This window comes from Actinomadura sp. NEAU-AAG7 (assembly GCF_018603865.1).
GTDB lineage: Bacteria > Actinomycetota > Actinomycetes > Streptosporangiales > Streptosporangiaceae > Spirillospora > Spirillospora litoris.
The window spans coordinates 699,929-717,879 of sequence record NZ_JAHFZY010000005.1; the positions used below are offsets into that span (position 1 = coordinate 699,929).

A 17,951-nucleotide genomic window follows, 5' to 3' on the forward strand; every position below is an offset into this window, starting at 1 on the left:
CCGCGACGTTGCATGCACGTTGCGACCGACTGACTACTCTGCGTATCGGTTTGAGGGCGGCCGGTTCCGGGGAATCGGTTGCGCCGCCTCCGGAATGGGCCGATCCTTCGAACGGGGCCGGGGTGTCTTGTCTCCACGGGGGAAGGGCTGATGGTGGTGCACGACCAGGCCGCGCCGGCGCCGCACGCGTGCCGCGAGCCGGGCGATCTGACGCGCGGGATCGCCCTCGCGCACGAGGCGGCGCACCAGCCCGTCCGGGGGCGCGGCGACCCCGACGCCCTGCTGCCGCCCCCCGCCGGACCGATGGCCGCCGTGCGGCGGACGATCGCCGAGTCGTGGCGGCGGTCCCGGGAGGCGGGCGTCGACGGCGGCGTCCGCGCGGCGCCGCTGGTGTTCGACCGCGACGCCCTCGCCGACGCGCGCGGCGCGCACCCGCTCGACCGGCACCTGCCGCTGCTGCGCGACCTGCTGCGCCGGGTCGCCGACGAGTCCGACCACCTGATGGTGGTCGCCGACGAGGCGGGTCATGCGCTGTGGACGCACGGCCCGCCCGCGACCCGGCGCGCCGCCGAGGCCGTCGGGCTGACGGCGGGGTTCTGCTGGTCGGAGGGGTCGGTCGGCACCAACGGCATCGGCACCGCCCTCGCCACCGGCCGCCCCGAGTACGTCTACGCCGCCGAGCACGTCGCGCGCGTCCTGCACCGCTGGTCGTGCGCGGGCGCGCCGATCACCGACCCCGACTCCGGGCGGGTGATCGGCTGCGTCGATGTCAGCGCGGTCGCCGAGACCCTGCATCCCGCGACGGTCGCGCTGGTCGCGGCGGTGGCCCGGCTCGCCGAGGCGCGGCTGGAGCTGGACATGCGGCGGCGCGACGAGGGGCTCCGCGAGCGTTTCCTGCCCCGGCTGCGGGGCCTGCGCGGCGGCGGGCTGCTGCTGACCGCGACCGGCCGGGTCCTCGCCGCCGGGCCGGGCTCCTCGGCGACGGCCCCGGACGGCGGTGCGGACGGCGGTGCGGACGGCGGTGCGGACGGCTGGTGCGGGCGCCGGCTCGCCGTCCCCGTCCCCGGCGGCGCGGTCGCGCTCCCGGACGGGCGGGCGGCGGTCGCCGAACCGCTCGGTGAGGTCTTCCTTCTCCGGCTGCCCTCCAAGCGTGGCCTCCGGGAAAGGCCGGCGGGCGGGCCGGCCGCCGCCGCGGTGGCGCGGCCGGGCGCCGGGCCGGGCGCGGGGCCGCTGCTGACGCTGACGCTGCTCGGCACCGACCAGCCCTCCGCGCGGCTGGACGGCGCGCACCTGCCGCTCACGCCCCGGCACGCCGAGATCCTCGCGCTGCTCGCCCTGCACCCCGCCGGGCTCACCGGCGACCGCCTGTCGTGGTACCTGTACGGCGACGCCGGCAGCCCCGGCACCGTCCGCGCCGAGATCCACCGGCTGCGGGCGCAGCTCGGCGGTCTCGTGCACGCCAAGCCCTACCGGCTCGGCTGCGCGGTCGAGGCCGACTTCCGCGCCGTCCGGCGGCTGCTGGACGAGGGCGACGTCACCGCCGCCGTCCGGCTGTACAGGGGCGAGCTGCTGCCCGGCTCGGACGCGCCCGCCGTCCGCGCCGAACGCGACGAGCTCGCCGTCCTGGTCCGGCGGCAGGCCCTCGACCGGGGCGGTGCGGACGCGCTGTGGACCTACGCCCAGACCGAGCCCGGCCGCGCCGACCTGGAGGTGCTGGAGCGGCTGCGCGCCGTCCTGCCGCCGGGCGACCCGCGGCTGCCCGCCGTCGCCTCGCGCCGCGACCGGCTGCTGGAGGGCGAGTGACCCGGGGCGTCAGTGGGCCGGGAAGCCCGCCGAGGTCAGGTGCGTGCTGTCGTTGTAGGAGACCGCGCGCAGCCCGCCGCCGTCCTGCCGCCAGCGGCTCAGCGAGGCGTTGCCGACCGGCTCCTTCTCGATCTCCAGGACCTCCCGCTCGGACAGGCCCTCCACCAGGTACCGGGACACCACCACGATCGCGTCGTGCGTGGCGACCAGCACCCGCCCGCCCGGCGCCTCCGCCTCCAGGTCGCGGTAGAAGCCGCGCAGCCGCAGCGCCAGGTCCGTCCACGACTCGCCGCCCGGCGGCCGGTAGTAGAACTTGCCGAGGCGCCGCGCCCGCTCGGCCTCGGCGGGGAAGCGGCGGCGGACGCCGGTCGGCGTGAGGCCCTCAAGGACGCCCTGCTCCCGGTCGCGGAGCCGCTCGTCCACCCGCAGCGGGACGGTGTAGGGGGCCTCGGCGAGGGCGATCCGCGCGGTGTCGAGCGCGCGCAGGTACGGCGAGGCGACCACGAGCGTGGGGCGCTCGTCCTCGGGGAGCGCGGCGAGCCACCGGCCGAGCGCCGCGGCCTGCGCGCGGCCGGTGCCGGAGAGGGGGATGTCGGCGTCGCGTTCGGTGATGCCGGTCTCCTCCGCGTCGGTGCCGAGCACCGACCGGTAGGCCACGTTGCCGGTGCTCTCACCGTGCCGGGTCAGGTTGAGCCACTGGAGCGCGTTCACCCCCGCCATGCTGCCATCCCCGCCGGGCCGCCGCGCCGCCGCTGCGGCGGACCCGCGGCGGACCGGCCGGTTCGGTGTCGCTCTACAGCCGGTAGTACTGTGTCGTTCCGTGACGAACGTGCTGGCCGCCGCGATCATCGCGGTGGCGCTGGTGGCCGCCGCCCACGCCCTGGTGACGACGGTGCGCGACCGGGCGATGGGCCTGCCGCACCTGATCGTCCTCGGCGTCCTGGAGGTGCTGCTGGTCGCGCAGGTCGTGGTCGGGTTCGTCAAGATCGCCGGGGACGAGGGGCCGGAGAGCCCCGCCATGTTCATCGGCTACATGCTGGGCGCGCTGCTGGTGCCCCTCGCGGGCGCCGGGTGGGGCGTGCTCGAACGCTCCCGCTACGGCCCCGGCGTGATCGTCGTCGCCTGCCTGGCCGTCGCGGTCATGGTCGTCAGGATGCGGCAGATCTGGGACGGCACCGGTGTCTGAGCGCGAGCGGGCCGGAGCCGTCGGGCCCGGAGCCCGTGCGGACGACGGTGCCCGCGCCGGCACCGAGGACCGCACGGGCACCGCGGGGGCCCGCCCCACCGCCACGGGCACCGGGCCCGGGCGGCTGCTGGTCGCCGTCTACGCGATCTTCGCGCTCGCCGCCGGAGCGCGCGCCGGGGTGCAGATCGGCACCCGGTTCTCCGACGCCCCGCTGGCCTACACGCTGTCGGCGGTCGCGGCGGTCGTCTACGTCCTGGCGACGGTCGCGCTGGCCCGCGGCGGCGCCGCCTCGTTCCGCGTCGCCGTCGCAGCGTGCTCGGTGGAACTGGCCGGCGTGCTGGTCGTGGGGACGCTGAGCCTCATCGACTCGGCGGCCTTCCCGGACGCGACGGTCTGGTCCGGGTTCGGGCGCGGCTACGGGTTCGTGCCGCTCGTCCTGCCGGTCGTGGGGCTGCTGTGGCTGCGCCGCACCGCCCGCACGGGTGGCGGGCCCCACACGGGCGGTGGGCGCCCTGTGGGCGGCGGGTGAGCCCTCCGGCCACAGGTGTCGTGGGGGGCGCCCGGCCGCGCGGCCCGCGCCGCGCGTCCCGCCGCCCCGCGCGGCGGCGGTGCCCACGCCGCTGTTGAAGCCGCTGTGCACACCGGTGTCCACACCGCTGCTCATACCGAGGCCGGCATCACGCGGCCGCCGATCGGCAGCGCGTGGACGGCGGCGCGCGCGATCTCCTCCACCTCGTCGGCGGAGTAGTCGGCGGAGGGGTTGCGCCGCATCCACCAGATCAGCTTCAGGGGCCGGGCGAAGGTGATGCCGTCGGCCTCGAACGGCGTCCGGCGCGGCATCCGCCCGCCGTGCACGGCGAGCACCGGCCTGACCTTCACCGGGATCCCCGAGCGGTCGGAGATCAGCCGGGCGGCGGCATCGGCCCGCGCGGTCACCTCGCGGACGAGCTTGGACTGGGTGCGGCCCTCGATGAACAGCCTGCCGCCGTGGTGGGACAGCTCGAAGTCGGGCTGCCACGCCTCGTTGTGCACGAGCCACAGCCCGCCGGGGCCGACGACCAGCTCGTCGGCGCTGCCGTGCCCGGGGACGGTCCGCGCGAACAGGATCCGGTGGCCGCGCCGCTCCAGCGTGAGGCGCAGGATCCGGTTCATCCGCTCCTCGCCGCGCAGCCCGCGGCGCCACACGTGGGACGCGTGGTAAATCCGCCAATGCACCAGTGTGTCGGCGCCCGCCACCAGCAGCGCGACCGCGATTCCGAAAACGCCGTTGACCAGCGCCCCGCACAGCGCGAACGCCAGACCCGCCAGAATTGCGCGGGTCCGCAACCGCCCCTTTCGGTCCCGCTGCCAGAGCTCCTCGTAAACGGCCTGTGGCGAACCACCCGTGAACGCCGCCCTATCCCTGGTGTAGATCGAGCCGCCGAACATCCGAACCTCCCGGCACCCTGCTGCGACGCTCCCATTATGGGGATACCTAGGCCATTGTCGCCACACTTCCACCGGTGAGATAACTCAGGCTCCACGGCCACTTCGGGGGCGAAAACGGGTGCTAACCTGGTCTTACGCGTCAACCGGCCCGGATGATTCTTGAGAATTTCTTTAGAACGTTCTAGAGAAATGGACGAAATGCTCGGTGCAACTATCACCGTAACCCGCACGGCCCCTTTCGCGGCAGTGGCATTTCTCACCTGGACGATCACCTCCCGGGCACGGTAAGGGGCCGCGCCCGCACCACCGCCGTGCCTTGCCGCCGTGCGCCCCGCCCCGCGCTCCCGCCACACTGGAGCGATGCAGCACACCCGCTCCTCGCGCCTGCCGGACGCGGAGGGCCTGCCCGTCCACCGCGCCGTCCCGGCGCTGCGCGCGGCCCTCGCCGGGCACGGCGCCGCCGTCCTGGCCGCGCCGCCGGGCACCGGCAAGACCACCCTCGTCCCGCTCGCGCTGGCCGGGCTCGCCCTCGCCGGCCCGGACGGCGCGGACGGCCCGTCCCGGGGCGGCAAGGTGGTCGTGGTGGAGCCGCGCCGGCTCGCCGCCCGCGCCGCCGCGCGCCGGATGGCGTGGCTGCTGGGGGAGCGCGTCGGCGGGCGGGTCGGCGTGGTCGTGCGGGGGGAGTCGCGTCCGGGCGCGCTGGTCGACGTGGTGACCACCGGTGTCCTGCTGCGCCGCCTCCAGGACGACCCCGAGCTGGCCGGGACCGGCACGGTGATCCTGGACGAGTGCCACGAGCGCCACCTGGACGCCGACACCGCGCTGGCGTTCCTGCTGGACGTGCGCGCCGCGCTGCGTCCCGACCTGGCGCTGGTCGCCGCGTCCGCGACCGCCGACACCGCGCCCTGGTCGCGGCTGATGGGCGGCGCGCCGGTCGTGGAGACCGAGGCCGCGCTGCACCCGGTCGCGACCGTCTGGGCGCCGCCGGAGCGCCCGCTCCCGCCGCCGCACGGGACGCGCGTCGACCCCGCGCTCCTCGCGCACGTCGCCGCCACCGTCCGCCGCGCGGTCGCCGGGCACGACGGCGACGTGCTGTGCTTCCTGCCGGGCGTGGGGGAGATCGCCCGGGTCGCCGGGCAGCTGTCCGACCTGCCCGCCGAGGTGCTCCAGATCCACGGGCAGGCGCCGGCCGCCGTCCAGGACGCGGTGCTCGCCCCCGCCGCCGGGCGCCGGGTCGTCCTCGCCACCTCCGTCGCCGAGTCGAGCCTGACCGTGCCGGGCGTGCGGGTCGTCGTCGACTCCGGACTGGCGCGCGAGCCCCGCACCGACCACGCGCGCGGGCTCGGGTCGCTGACCACCGTCCGCGCGTCCCGCGCCACCGCCGACCAGCGCGCCGGACGCGCCGGACGCGAGGCCCCCGGCACCGTCTACCGCTGCTGGCCCGAGGCCGAGCACGACCGGCTGCCCGCCCGGCCGCGCCCCGAGATCGAGCTGGCCGACCTCACCGCGTTCGCGCTGCAGGCCGCCTGCTGGGGCGACCCGGACGCGAGCGGCCTGGCCCTCACCGACCCGCCGCCCGCCGCCGCGCTGGAGGCCGCCCGCGCCGTGCTGCGCGCGCTCGGCGCCGTCCGCGGCGGACGCGTCACCGACCGGGGGCGCGCGCTCGCCCGCGTCGGCGTCCACCCCCGTCTGGCCCGCGCGCTGGTCGACGGCGCCCGCGAGGTCGGCGCCCGGCCCGCCGCCGAGATCGTCGCGCTGCTGTCGGAGCCGCCGCCCCGCGCGGACGGCGACGACCTCGCCGCGACCTGGCGGGTGCTGCGCCGCGCGTCCCGTCCGGCGGGGCCGCACGCCGCGCGCTGGCGGGACGAGGCGCGCCGCCTCCAGGCCGCCCTTCCCGGCGAGGAGAAGGCCCCGGCGGGGGAGTGGCGCGGCGACGACGCCGTGGCGGGCGTCGTGGTGGCGCTGGCGTTCCCCGAACGCGTGGCGCGCGCCCGCGACCGCGACGGCTACCTGATGGCGTCGGGGACCGGCGCGGTGCTCGCCGCCGGGTCGGCGCTCGCCGGGGCGCGGGCGGGATGGCTCGCCGTCGCCTCCGCCGACCGGCCCGCCGGGAGCGCGTCGGCGCGGGTGCGGCAGGCGGTGGTGATCGACGAGGAGGTGGCCCGGTTCGCCGCCGCGCCGCTGCTGGCGGCGGCCGACGAGGTCGCCTGGCGGGACGGGGACGTCGCCGCCCGCCGCGTCGAGCGGCTCGGCGCGATCGAGCTGGACGCCCGGCCGCTGCGCGACCCCGACCCCGAGCGCGTGCGGGCCGCGCTGCTGGCCGGGCTGGGCGAGGCCGGGCTCGGGCTGCTGACCTGGATGCCCGCCGCCGTCGCGCTCCGCGAACGGCTGGCGTTCCTGCGGGGCGCGCTGGGCGAGCCGTGGCCCGACGTCGGCGACGCGGCGCTGCTGGAGCACCTGCGCGAGCGGCTCGGCGGCGCCCGGCGGCGCGCCGACCTGGCGCGGCTCGACGTGGCGGCGCTGCTGCGCGGCCTGCTGCCCTGGGATCTCGCCGCCCGCCTGGACGAGCTGGCCCCCGAGCGGGTGGAGGTGCCGTCCGGGTCCCGGATCCGGGTGGACTACACGGGGGAGCGGCCGGTTCTGGCGGTGAAGCTCCAGGAGCTGTTCGGGTGGGACGCGGCGCCGCGCCTGGCGGGCGGCCGGGTGCCGCTCGTGGTGCACCTGCTGTCCCCGGCGGGCCGGCCCGCCGCCGTCACCGCCGACCTCGCCTCGTTCTGGCGCGAGGGGTACCGGGCGGTGCGGGCGGAGCTGCGCGGCCGCTACCCCCGCCACCCCTGGCCCGAGGACCCGGCGCGCGCCGTCCCGACCCGCCGCGCCAAGCGGCGCCGCTGACGCGCGGCGCGGGGGTCAGCGGGAGGAGCGGGAGGAGATGAGGACCTCGATGCCGTCCAGGATGCGGGTGAGGCCGAACTCGAATGCGCGGCGCGGCGCGAGGACCGCGCCGTACTCCTGCCCGGCGGCGGTGCCGACGCGGTCGCCGAGCGGGTAGTCGGCCGGGTCCAGCAGCTCCTCCAGCACCGGCGCGGCCGCCTTCCACCACTCCAGGTCGCTGATCCCGCTGCGCCGCTCGGCCTCGGCGGCGTTGACCGAGACGCGCGCGGCGCTCTCGGCGAACCCGGTGACCAGCGCGACGACCGAGTCCATCTCCAGGTCGGTCAGGCCCACGCCGTCCACGGCGGCCAGCTCGTACTCGTACTTGGCGACCATGCCCGGGCCGAGCGGCGGGCGCGCCACGGCGATCTGGAGCATCCACGGGTGCCGGTGGAACAGCGCCCAGTTGTCGCGGGCGATGTGCTCCAGCCGGTCGCGCCAGCCGCCGCCCTCCGGCGGCGTCAGCTCCCCGACGACGCGGTCGAGCATCACATCGACCAGCTCGGCCTTGCCCGGCACGTAGGTGTAGATCGACATGGTGGCCACGCCCAGGTCCTCGGCGATCCGGCGCATCGACAGCGCCTCCAGCCCGTCGGCGTCGGCCGCCGCGATCGCCGCCCGCACGATCGCCTCGACGCTGAGCCGGGGCTTCGGGCCGCGCCGGGGCCTGCCCTGGACGCCCCACAGCAGCTCCAGGCTGCGCTTGGGGTCGCCGGCCCCGCTGTACTCGGTCGTCACGTTCGCCATCCTCCCAGGGATGAAACTCTGTACTGCGTACGTTATAGTCGTCGGAATGGTAAATCCGTATAGCGTACGGAGTTATGGGAGACTGATGACTGCACCACAGTTCGCGGTCGTCGCCGAGGGGCTGCGCAAGCGCTACGGCGGCACCGAGGCCCTCGCCGGGCTCGACCTCGCGGTCCCCGCCGGGACCGTGCACGGGCTGCTCGGCCCGAACGGCGCGGGCAAGACCACCGCCGTCCGCGTCCTGACCACGCTCACCCGGCCCGACGGCGGCACCGCCACCGTCGCCGGGCACGACGTCGTGCGCGGCGCCGCGCGCGTCCGCACCCGCGTCGGGCTCGTCGGCCAGCACGCCGCCGTCGACGAGGTGCTCAGCGGGCGCCAGAACCTCGTCATGTTCGGCCGCCTCTACCATCTCGGCTCCCGCACCGCCCGGCGCCGGGCCGACGAGCTGCTGGAGCGGTTCCGGCTGACCGAGGCCGCCGGGCGCCCCGCCGGGCAGTACTCCGGCGGGATGCGGCGGCGGCTCGACCTGGCCGCCTCGATGATCCTGGCGCCGCCCGTCCTGTTCCTGGACGAGCCCACCACCGGCCTGGACCCGCGCTCGCGCACCGAGGTGTGGGACGAGGTCCGCGCCCTGGTGGAGGGCGGCACGACCGTCCTGCTCACCACCCAGTACCTGGAGGAGGCCGACCGGCTCGCCGACGGGATCTCGGTGATCGACCACGGCCGCGTCATCGCCGAGGGCGCCCCCGACCGGCTCAAGGCCCGGCTCGGCGGCGACCGCGTCGAGGTCGTCCTGGACGACCCGTCCGCGCTGGCCGACGCCGCCGCGATCCTCGCCCGCGCCGTCGGCGCCGAGGCCGAGGTCGACGCCGCCGCGCTGCGGGTCGGCGCGCCCGCCGCGGGCCGCGCCGCCGCGCTGACCGAGGCCGTCCGCGCCCTGGACGCCGCGGGCGTGCGCGTCGCCGACATCGGGCTGCGCCGCCCCACGCTGGACGAGGTGTTCCTGCACCTCACCGGCGACACCGCCCAGGACAGGAAGGAGGTCCCCGCGTGATGACGCTTCCGGAGACCCCCGTGGGACGGCTGCGCTGGGCCGTCGCCGACACCCGCACGCTGACCGGCCGGGCGCTGGCGCACTGGGCGCGCCGCCCCGGCGAGGTCGCCGTCGGGCTGCTGTTCCCGGTGATGGTCGTGCTCATGATGGGCTACCTGTTCGGCGGCCAGATGGACGTCCCGGGCGGGGGCGGCGGCTACCGCGAGTTCATCATGCCCGGCATGTTCGCGATGACGATGCTGTTCGGCATCGAGACCACGTTCGCCGCCGTCGCCGGGGACGCCGCCAAGGGCGTGACCGACCGGTTCCGCGCGATGCCGACCTCCCCGCCCGCCATCATCGCCGGACGCGGCGCCGCCGACCTGCTGCACTCGGTCGCCGCGCTCGCGGTCATGGCGGTCTGCGGGCTGCTGGTCGGGTGGCGCGCGCACGAGGGCGCCGCGAGGGCGCTGGCCGGGCTCGGGCTGCTGCTCCTGCTGCGGTTCGCGCTGATCTGGATGGGCGTCTACCTCGGCCTGGTCGCCAAGGGGCCCGAGTCGGTCGCCGCCGTCCAGACCCTGGTGTGGCCGATCGGGTTCCTGTCCAGCGCGCTCGTCGTGCCCGACACGATGCCCGGCTGGCTCGGCGCCATCGCCGAGTGGAACCCGATGTCGGCGACCGTCACGGCGTGCCGCGAGCTGTTCGGCGACCCGGGCCCGACCGGCGGGTCGTGGGCGGCGCAGCACAGCGTGCTGCTCGCGGTGCTGTGGCCGCTGCTGATCACGGCGGTGTTCTTCCCGCTCGCCGCTCGCCGCTACCGGGTGATGGGCCGCTAGAGGGGTCAGGCCCGTTCCGGGGGGTGTGGGGGGGCGTCCCCACACAAGAGGCCGGCGCGGTGGCGGGCCAGGGCCAGGGCCGGGTAGCACGTCTCGGGCGGGGGCTCCGCGCCGTGGAGGGCGGCGCGGAGCCTGGCCCCGGCCGCCGCCGCGTCACAGGGCTGGACGACGCACAGCTCGGCCTGCATCGCGGTGCGCGCCGCCGCCATCAGCGCCGCCACGTCCCCGACGGCCACGGCCTCGGTGAGCGCGCCGCCGTAGGCCAGCCGGACGGCGATCGCGTGCATCCCGGCGGTGCCCGCGCCCTCGTAGCGGAACTCGCAGACCAGGCGGTCGCCGTCCAGCGGGCCCTCCTGGATCAGCCACGCCTGGCCGGGGACGACCCGCCCGAGCGCGCCCTCCCAGGGCGCGGCCGGAGCGGGGGAGGCGTCCGCCGCGCCGCCCGCCGCCGCGCGCCCCTCCGGGGGGCCGATCGCGGCGAGCACGCGCAGGAACGCCCGCGCGCCCGGCGTCCCCGCCGCGCGCAGGCAGACGATCAGGTCGGCGAGCGCGGCGCGGGCGGCCCGCGCGTCCGGGGCCGCCCCCTCCAGGCTCCCGAGCCGCTGCGACGCCCACACCTCCGCGTGCAGGGCGGACGGCAGCGACGGCAGCGCGTCCGCCTCCCGGACGTAGGCGTCGTAGACCTCGCGGAGTCCGGGCAGCATCAGCCGGGGGCCGGGCGAGGATCGGGTCGCGCTCATCCGTCCAGGCTAGGGGGTGGGACGCGGCGCGCCGCCGGTCCGGTGCGGCCGGGGGCGGCGGCGCGCCGCGAGCACCGCGCCCCTCACGCCGGGACGGTCAGGATCGTGCGCCCGCCCGTCGCGCGGACCTCGTACCGCGCGATGTCGGCGGGCGGCAGCGCGGTACCGCCCTGCACGGTCAGCATCGGCGCCGCCGACCCGGGCAGGCCGTACCCTCCCGCCGGGACCGACCAGCCCGCCACCGTCCGGGCCCGGCCCGCGCGGTCCACGGCGACCAGCTCGCACTCCAGCGGCCCCCGGACGCGGGTCAGCCGCAGCCCGACCCGGCTGCCCCAGGGCACCGGCAGCGCCGTCACCGTCCCCGACGCGCCGGTCCGGGCGTCGGCGGCGGTCAGGCGCGGCCCGTCCGGGAACGGGGCCTCGGGGCGCGCGGACGTCCCGCGGTCGGCGCCGGCCGTGAACCCGGCCCCGGCCGCGCCGCCCAGCAGCACGATCCCGGCGGCCAGCCCGGTCGCCGCCCGCGCCGCGCGGCGCCGCCGCCCCCGCCGGGCCCGCCGGCGCAGCGCGTCGGCGAGCACCACCGGCTCGGGCGGCGCCGCCGGAGGCCGCGCGTCCGGGGTGATGCCCTCCAGCGTCACGGCGATCCCGCGCAGCGCGCCGAGCTCCCGCCCGCATCCCTGACAGGACCGCAGATGCCCCTCGAACGCCCGCCGGTCCGGCTCCTCCAGCAGGCCGAGGGCGTAGGCGCCGACGTCGATGTGCGGCGGTTCCGCGATCACGGCGTCACCCCCCTCTCCTCCAGCGCGACGCGCAGCGCCCGGAGCGCGTAGTAGACGCGCGACTTCACCGTGCCCACGGGGATGCCGAGCCGCCGCGCGGCCTCGTTGACCGAGCGGTCCCGGAAGAAGGTCTCCTCAAGGATCTCCCGGTGCGCGGGCGACAGCGCCAGCAGGGCCTCGGAGACGACGACCGAGCGCAGCAGGTCCTCCAACCCGTCGGGGACGCGCAGGTTCTCCAGCGGGCCCTCGCCCGCCTCCTGCGGCCGGGCGTTGCGGCGCCGCTGGTCGTCGATGACGATCCGGCGCGCCACCGTCGCGAGCCAGGGCAGCAGCGACGCCGCCCGCTCGTCGAGCTGGTGGGCGCTGCGCCAGGCGCGGATCATCGTCTCCTGCACCACGTCCTCGGCCCAGTGCCGGTCGCCGCCGGTGAGCCGCAGCACGAACGACAGCAGCGGCCGCCCGTACACCCGGTACAGCTCGGTGACGAGGACCTGGTCGTCCACGTCCGCCGGCGGCCGCCCGCGGAACCAGCTCCACCGGTCGGGCGGCTGGTCGCGGGGCGGCGCCGTCGTCGCGGCCGGTGATCGGTGGGCCATCGGGGTCTCCGGCGGGGGTGCGGGGACGGGGACCGTGAGTCTGATGTCACGTCGGGGGGCAGTACGGCGGGCCCCCGGCAGAGGGTTCAATGGGCGCCCGAGAGCCGGTCGGCGAGCCCTGGACCGGGACAATCCAGAAGGGGCCTTATTAGTTCGCCACTAGTTCCTTACCTGTGGCACCGTGAGCGCGGCGGACGCGTCCAAGAGACCTCACCACCTGGCACAGGGAACGGAGGCGGCACCCTCCCCGGGCACCGACCGACGGCGGTCCTCCAACCGGCACACTCACTCCATGCACTGGAGCGAATGCGGGGCAACCGGCCCCGACTTGCTCGGAGGACTACCGAGGGGCGGATCGGGAGTGACAGGAAACGGGGAACAGGACAGGAACCAGCACGACAGGCGGCACCAGCTCTTCTACCGGCTGCTCCTGGCGGTGGACATCCAGGGGTACAGCAAGCGGGACGTGCGGGAGCAGCTGCTCGCGCAGCGGCAGCTGTCGGACGCGCTGGACCGGGCCGCGCTCGGCGTCGGCCTCGACCGCTCCCGCTGGGAGAAGCAGGTCGGCGGTGACGGGGAGCTCGCCACCCTGCCGGAGGGCGTCGACCCGGCGCCGGTGGCCGGCGACTTCGTCCTCGGGCTCGCGGCGGCGCTGGCGGAGGTCAACGACGCCGCCGGCGAGGGCGCCAGGCACCGGCTGCGGGTGCGGCTCGCCCTGCACCACGGCACGCTGGCGGCCGGGCCGTTCGGGCCCGCCGGCGACGCGCCGATCGTCGTCCAGCGACTGCTGGACGCCGGGCCGCTGCGCCGCCTGCTGGTCACCGACGCGGACCGCGACCTCGCCTACGTGGTGTCGGACTCGCTGTTCGAGGACGTCGTGCAGACCGGGTTCTGCGCGCTGCCGCCGGAGGCGTTCCAGCCGATCAAGGTCACCGCGAAGGGCGACGCCTTCCGCGGGTACATCCTCACCGGCCGCGCCGCCGGAGAGCGCGAGGCGGGCGGGGAGGGACGCGGCGGGCCGGCGGGCCGGCCCGCCGCGCAGGCCCGGGTGTACGACTTCCCGGCGCTCGCCGTCCGGTAGCCGGTGATCGCGCCCGGTGCCGGTGCCGGGGTCCGGGCCCGGTGATCAGGGCCCGGTGATCACGGCCCGGTGATCACGGCCCGGTGTTCGGCGGCGGCCCGCACCGGGAAGTGATCGCCTGTGGCCGGGGTTGACCCCGGTGACAGGCGAACGGGTGACAGGCGAACGGCGATGGAGGCGGACGATGGCGGACGACGCGGGGCTGGCGAAGCTGCTGACCGAGCACGACCTCGGGGTGCTGGCCACCCTCAAGCGGGACGGGCGGCCCCAGCTGTCCAACGTCAACTACCACTACGACGCCGGGCGCCGCCTCGTGCGGGTGTCGGTCACCGCCGACCGCGCCAAGGCCCGCAACCTGGCCCGCGACCCGCGCGCCAGCCTGCACGTCAGCTCGGCCGACGGCTGGTCCTACGCGGTCGCCGAGGGCACCGCCGAGCTGACGGCCATCGCCGCCGACCCCGCCGACGCGGCCGTCGAGGAGCTGGTGTCGGTGTACCGCGACATCCGCGGCGAGCACCCCGACTGGGACGACTACCGCCGCGCGATGGTCGCCGACGGCCGCCTGGTCATCCGCCTGCACGTCGAACGCCTCTACGGCCGCCCGGCCGGCTGAGCCCCGGGCCCGGGGCTGAGGGCTCAGGGCTCAGGGCTCAGGGCAGGAGGGCGGCCAGGACGCGGTTGTCGCCGCGCTGCCACAGCGTGCCGACCTCGGTGAACCCGGCGCCGCGCAGCGCGGCCTCGTGCGCCGAGAAGAACGTCGACTCCGAGCCGTGGTGGCCCACGGTCTCCTCGCGCGCCGCCCGCAGTTCGGCGAGCGCGGGCTCGGCGGCGACCGCGTCCCACCACTGGCCCCACTCCTCGGGGCTCTCGTCCGCCCACCGGCGCGCGGTCTCGCGCTCGCGCAGCGCCGCGTCCAGGGCCGCGAGGCCGGGCGCCCGGTCGCCGACCGTCAGGTTGTCGCCGTTGAGGAACAGCCCGCCGGGGCGCAGCACCCGCGCCAGCTCGCCGTAGGTGACGCGCAGCTCCGCGCTGGTGATCCAGTGCAGCGCGGTCGTGCTGATCGCGGCGTCGGCCTGCCGGTCCAGGCGCAGCCGCGCGGCCCAGCCCGGCTCGCGCAGGTCCAGCTCGGTGAAGACCAGCCCGGAGCGCCCGGCGTGGACGGCGCGGCCGAGCCCCATCAGCAGCGGGTCGGTGTCGATCGCCACGACCGTGGCGCCGGGGATGCGGTCCAGGACGCGGCCCGCGAGCGAGCCGGGGCCGCAGCCGAGGTCCAGGATGAGCGGGTCGGGACGCCCGGTCCCCGCCTCCAGCGCGTCGATCATGACGGTGAAGCGCTCCTCGCGGTCGGGGATGTACCCCTCCTGCTGCGCGTCCCAGCGGGTGATCCACGTGTCGGCGACCTCGCGGGTGAGCATGGGTCGTACCCCCTCGTATAACTGTCGTATAGCCTTTGGACGGTGACACGCTAACCGGAGAGGGCGTAACTGGTCAAGTGAACTTCAACAGTCATACAGACGCGGTGGTGCGGGCCGCCGTGGAGCTGGTGAACGCGTTCACCGAGGGGGAGCGGCGCGGCCGGCCCTACACGCCTCCCGCTCCGGACGAGCTGGCCGAGGCCGCCCGCGCGATCCTGTCGCTCAGCGGCGGCGTGCCCGTCAGCCGCCCGGAGCTGGACGAGCTGGCCGCCGTCGCCCGCGACCTGCGCGCCGTCTTCGAGGCGGTCGCCGCGGGCGACGTCGACGCGGCGGCCGGGCGGGTCAACGCGCTGCTGGACGCCACGCAGGCCAGGCCGCGCCTGGAACGCCACGACGGCGAGCCCTGGCACGTCCACTTCCACGGACGCGGGCGGGGCGTCGCCGACATGTGGGGCGCGCCCTGCGCCACCGGCCTCGCCGTCGTCATCGGCAGCGAACTCCAGGACCGGCTCGGCGTCTGCACCGCGCCGCACTGCGACCGCGTCTACGTCGACACCTCGCGCAACGGCACCCGCCGGTTCTGCTCCACCGCCTGCCAGAACCGCGTCAAGGCCGCCGCGTTCCGCGCCCGCGCGCAGACGCCCTGACCGCGCGCAGACGCCCTGACCGCGCCCCGAGCGCGGACCCGAAGACGGCTCCGGACAGAAGGAGGTGCAGGCCGAGAGCACCCCGCAGTTCCCTCGGCCTGCACGAACATGGACGGCCCCTACCGTTCGTCGGGGCCGTAGACCTCCCACAGCTCGCCGGCGAAGAACCGGCCGAAGGCGACCAGCTTCCCGGCGCCGCCCGGACCGGCCGTGCGGAACGTCGCCAGCTGCCGCGCGAAGTCGGTCAGCTGGATGTGCAGCACGCCCGCGCCCAGCACCCGCGCGCCGTCCTCGGCGTCCGCGCCGACATGGCCGTCGAGGATCCGCACGTACAGCGTGGAGGTGTCGGGCCAGATCCGCGTCGGCGGGCCGTGCAGCACGTTCTTGGTGCCGGACAGGGTGCGGGGCCGGTCCTCGCCGTCGGTGAAGTACAGCCGGTACCTCATCAGCCGTCGATCCTCCGCGCCGCCGGGCGCGAACAGGTTGAACCAGCCCCGCTGGACAGGACGCCGGCCCCCGTGGCCAGCGGCGTCGATCCATCCCTCGGCCAGCGCGGTGTGCTCGGGCTCGGCCAGGAAGCGGTCGGTGTCCGCGGCCGTGATCGTCAGCCGGAACGCCATCGCCTCGCGGCCGTCCGCGAGTTCCCCCGCCCGCGGCTCGGACACCCCGTAGGTGACGAAGCCCTTCATCTCCTCGGTGAACGACAGCGACGTACGGTCCGATGCCGGCGACCGGTCCGATGCCACGGCGAGCGATCCCCCGACGCCGCCGTGGCTCCCCGGGACCGATCCGTTCCGGGCGGTGTGCGAGGCGGACGCCCCGCCCACGACCGGACCGTACGTCGAGTCGTTCCCCTGACCGCCGTCCCCCGGGCGGTCCCCGGAGCGGCTCCCCAAGCCGCCCCGGCCTCTCCCCTCCGCCGAGCCGTTCCCCCGGGACGGCCCGACCCCCGCGCCGGACGGAACGCCCCCCGAAGGCGCGCTCCCGTGCGCCGCGTCCGAAGACGGCGCGGGGCCGGACGGGACCGTGGAGGACGTGCCCGTACCCCGTCGTCCGGGCACGTCCTCCAGCAGCCGCGTGGCCATGCGGTCGGCCTGCGCGGCGATCGTGAGCGAGGGGTTCGGGCCCACCGGTCCCGGCATCGCCGCCCCGTCGGCGACGTACAGGCCCGGATACCCGAACACCTCGCCGAAGGCGTCGCAGACGCCCTCGTCCTTGTGGGCGCCCATGGGGGCGCCGCCGAGCGGATGCACCGTGATGATCCGCTTGCGGAACCACATCGGGTTGTCGGCGTACTCGGCGCCGAGCACGTCCGCGATGCGCTGCATCGTCTCGCGGATCCGCGCGAAGTGCGCCTCGCTGGTCCGCGTCGTCCAGTCGGCGGTGAGCCGGCCGTCGTCCAGCCGCAGCCGCCCGTCGGCGACGTCGCGGCCCATCCCGAGCAGCGGCAGCGAGCTGACCGTCAGCGCGCCCTCCCCGATCAGGTCCGACAGCTCCTTGGACAGGTTCGTGTCGGGACGGTCCTTGAAGAACTCGGTGAACCGGTCCCACAGGAACTTCACGACGCGCTCGAAGTCGTTGCGGATGTCGAGCCCCTGGATCAGCCAGTCGGCGAACCCCGGGTAGCCGCCGTCCTGGATGTAGGCGCCGCGGCCCGCGCCCGGCACCCCGTCCAGCTCGTCGGCCAGCCGGATCGCGCTGGTGATCACCGGGCCGCGCGCCGCGTCCAGCGCCCGGACGCGGTTGCGGTCCTTCGCCTTCAGCAGGAACGTCAGCAGGTCGCCGTTGCCGCTGAAGCGGGTCCCGAGCGCGCGGCTCAGCCCCGGGAACGCCTTGCGCGACTTCAGCAGCAGGTACGTCGTCCCGTACGTCCCGGCGCCGAGGATCAGCTGGTCGCACGAGATCGTCGCCATCCGCGAGCGGCCCCCGCGCACGGTCAGGTCGGCGTGGTGGACGTAGTCGACCTCGTACCCGCCGCCCCGCCGCGGCCGGATCGCCTTCACCTCGTGCGAGGTGCGCAGGTCGGCGCCGTGGTGCGCGGCCGCCGACAGGTAGGTGTGGTCGAGGCTGTTCTTGGACCCCTCGTTGCAGCCGATGTTGCACTCGCCGCACAGCTTGCACGTCCGCCGCCCCACCCCGTGGACGTTGCGGAACCCCGCGTCGACGATCGGCAGGCTCAGCCCCGGCGCGCCGCCCGGCTCGGCCGCGAAGCTCACCGCGAGCGGCGGCAGCGTGCACTGGAGCCCCAGCTCGGCCGCCGCGTCCTGCATGGCGTGCGCCTTCGGGGTGTCGTCGAAGGGCTGCTGGCCGAGCGGGTAGGGGGTCGCGCCCATCATCCGCTCGACCTCGTCGTAGTGCGGATCGAGGTCGGCGCGGGAGACGGGCCACGACTCATACCCGCCGTCCGGCAGCGACCGCTCGGTGACGAACCAGTGCTCGTCCTTGCGCAGCAGCACGTTGGCGTAGATCAGCGACCCCCCGCCGAGCCCCGCCGACACCACCGAGTCGCAGCCCTTGAACGACCACACGTCGAACATGCCGTACAGGCCCTCGGCCGGATCCCAGAACGCCCGTCCCATCTCGTGCGGCGAGCGCGGGAAGCTGCCGGGCGGATAGGGCTGGCCGCGCTCCAGCAGCACGACCGACCGTCCGGCCTCGGCCAGCCGGTACGCGGCGACCGAGCCCCCGAATCCGGACCCGACGACCACGGCGTCAACGTGTTCCAT

Annotated in this window: 17 protein-coding genes; 9 read left to right on the forward strand and 8 right to left on the reverse strand. The window is 76.5% G+C overall.

Annotated features, from left to right (window positions below; all coding sequences use genetic code 11):
• The first annotated feature begins 150 nt into the window (after positions 1–150).
• The gene (locus tag KLI87_RS25935; protein WP_214619030.1) at positions 151–1,803 is read left to right on the forward strand and encodes a GAF domain-containing protein; all 1,653 of its coding nucleotides are present in this window, start codon (positions 151–153) and stop codon (positions 1,801–1,803) included.
• Between the two features lie 9 nt (positions 1,804–1,812).
• Here the strand turns inward: KLI87_RS25935 and KLI87_RS25940 are convergent, their stop codons facing one another.
• Positions 1,813–2,523: a histidine phosphatase family protein gene (locus KLI87_RS25940; protein ID WP_156215479.1), complete on the reverse strand. Its 711-nt coding sequence runs from the start codon at positions 2,521–2,523 to the stop codon at positions 1,813–1,815.
• A 100-nt stretch (positions 2,524–2,623) separates the two neighbouring features.
• Here KLI87_RS25940 and KLI87_RS25945 point away from each other — a divergent pair, with 100 nt between their 5' ends.
• Together KLI87_RS25945 and KLI87_RS25950 are read left to right on the forward strand one after the other, a co-directional pair.
• Entirely contained in the window at positions 2,624–2,989 is a 366-nt protein-coding gene (locus tag KLI87_RS25945; RefSeq protein ID WP_214619031.1) for a hypothetical protein, read from the forward strand.
• A 124-nt stretch (positions 2,990–3,113) separates the two neighbouring features.
• Entirely contained in the window at positions 3,114–3,518 is a 405-nt protein-coding gene (locus KLI87_RS25950) for a hypothetical protein (protein ID WP_156215678.1), read from the forward strand.
• Between the two features lie 131 nt (positions 3,519–3,649).
• On the opposite strand, the gene KLI87_RS25955 is transcribed toward KLI87_RS25950, so the two are convergent.
• A complete protein-coding gene (locus tag KLI87_RS25955) occupies positions 3,650–4,315 on the reverse strand; it encodes an NERD domain-containing protein (RefSeq protein WP_246249465.1) in 666 nt (221 codons plus the stop codon).
• Positions 4,316–4,777: 462 nt separating this feature from the next.
• Between KLI87_RS25955 and hrpB the strand changes: the two genes are divergently transcribed.
• Positions 4,778–7,309 carry an ATP-dependent helicase HrpB gene (gene hrpB, locus KLI87_RS25960; protein WP_214619032.1) on the forward strand — a complete coding sequence of 844 codons (2,532 nt, stop codon included), beginning with the start codon at positions 4,778–4,780 and terminating at the stop codon, positions 7,307–7,309.
• 15 nt (positions 7,310–7,324) lie between these two features.
• Here hrpB and KLI87_RS25965 read toward each other — a convergent pair whose 3' ends face one another.
• Positions 7,325–8,086, reverse strand: a complete 762-nt coding sequence (locus tag KLI87_RS25965; RefSeq protein WP_214619033.1) for a TetR/AcrR family transcriptional regulator C-terminal domain-containing protein — start codon at positions 8,084–8,086, stop codon at positions 7,325–7,327.
• A 94-nt stretch (positions 8,087–8,180) separates the two neighbouring features.
• On the opposite strand from KLI87_RS25965, the gene KLI87_RS25970 reads away from it, so the two are divergent.
• Together KLI87_RS25970 and KLI87_RS25975 are read left to right on the forward strand one after the other, a co-directional pair.
• Positions 8,181–9,152, forward strand: a complete 972-nt coding sequence (locus KLI87_RS25970) for an ATP-binding cassette domain-containing protein (RefSeq protein ID WP_156215482.1) — start codon at positions 8,181–8,183, stop codon at positions 9,150–9,152.
• Positions 9,152–9,967: an ABC transporter permease gene (locus tag KLI87_RS25975; protein ID WP_214619128.1), complete on the forward strand. Its 816-nt coding sequence runs from the start codon at positions 9,152–9,154 to the stop codon at positions 9,965–9,967. The genes KLI87_RS25970 and KLI87_RS25975 overlap by 1 nt, the downstream gene beginning before the upstream one ends.
• Positions 9,968–9,972: 5 nt before the next feature.
• Here the strand turns inward: KLI87_RS25975 and KLI87_RS25980 are convergent, their stop codons facing one another.
• From KLI87_RS25980 to KLI87_RS25990, 3 genes are all read right to left on the reverse strand, one after another.
• A complete protein-coding gene (locus tag KLI87_RS25980; protein ID WP_214619034.1) occupies positions 9,973–10,707 on the reverse strand; it encodes a hypothetical protein in 735 nt (244 codons plus the stop codon).
• 83 nt (positions 10,708–10,790) lie between these two features.
• A complete protein-coding gene (locus KLI87_RS25985) occupies positions 10,791–11,486 on the reverse strand; it encodes a zf-HC2 domain-containing protein (protein ID WP_214619133.1) in 696 nt (231 codons plus the stop codon).
• A complete protein-coding gene (locus tag KLI87_RS25990) occupies positions 11,483–12,082 on the reverse strand; it encodes a sigma-70 family RNA polymerase sigma factor (RefSeq protein WP_156215486.1) in 600 nt (199 codons plus the stop codon). The genes KLI87_RS25985 and KLI87_RS25990 overlap by 4 nt, the downstream gene beginning before the upstream one ends.
• A gap of 361 nt (positions 12,083–12,443) precedes the next feature.
• On the opposite strand from KLI87_RS25990, the gene KLI87_RS25995 reads away from it, so the two are divergent.
• Together KLI87_RS25995 and KLI87_RS26000 are read left to right on the forward strand one after the other, a co-directional pair.
• The gene (locus tag KLI87_RS25995) at positions 12,444–13,163 is read left to right on the forward strand and encodes a hypothetical protein (RefSeq protein ID WP_214619035.1); all 720 of its coding nucleotides are present in this window, start codon (positions 12,444–12,446) and stop codon (positions 13,161–13,163) included.
• Between the two features lie 184 nt (positions 13,164–13,347).
• Complete coding sequence (locus KLI87_RS26000; protein ID WP_214619036.1) at positions 13,348–13,776, forward strand: PPOX class F420-dependent oxidoreductase; 429 nt, start codon at positions 13,348–13,350, stop codon at positions 13,774–13,776.
• 37 nt (positions 13,777–13,813) lie between these two features.
• On the opposite strand, the gene KLI87_RS26005 is transcribed toward KLI87_RS26000, so the two are convergent.
• Positions 13,814–14,578 (reverse strand): trans-aconitate 2-methyltransferase, encoded by a 765-nt coding sequence (locus tag KLI87_RS26005; protein WP_156215488.1) that lies wholly within the window; start codon positions 14,576–14,578, stop codon positions 13,814–13,816.
• A gap of 107 nt (positions 14,579–14,685) precedes the next feature.
• Here KLI87_RS26005 and KLI87_RS26010 point away from each other — a divergent pair, with 107 nt between their 5' ends.
• Entirely contained in the window at positions 14,686–15,225 is a 540-nt protein-coding gene (locus tag KLI87_RS26010) for a CGNR zinc finger domain-containing protein (RefSeq protein WP_308166171.1), read from the forward strand.
• A 119-nt stretch (positions 15,226–15,344) separates the two neighbouring features.
• Here the strand turns inward: KLI87_RS26010 and KLI87_RS26015 are convergent, their stop codons facing one another.
• Positions 15,345–17,951 (reverse strand): GMC oxidoreductase, encoded by a 2,607-nt coding sequence (locus KLI87_RS26015; protein ID WP_156215490.1) that lies wholly within the window; start codon positions 17,949–17,951, stop codon positions 15,345–15,347.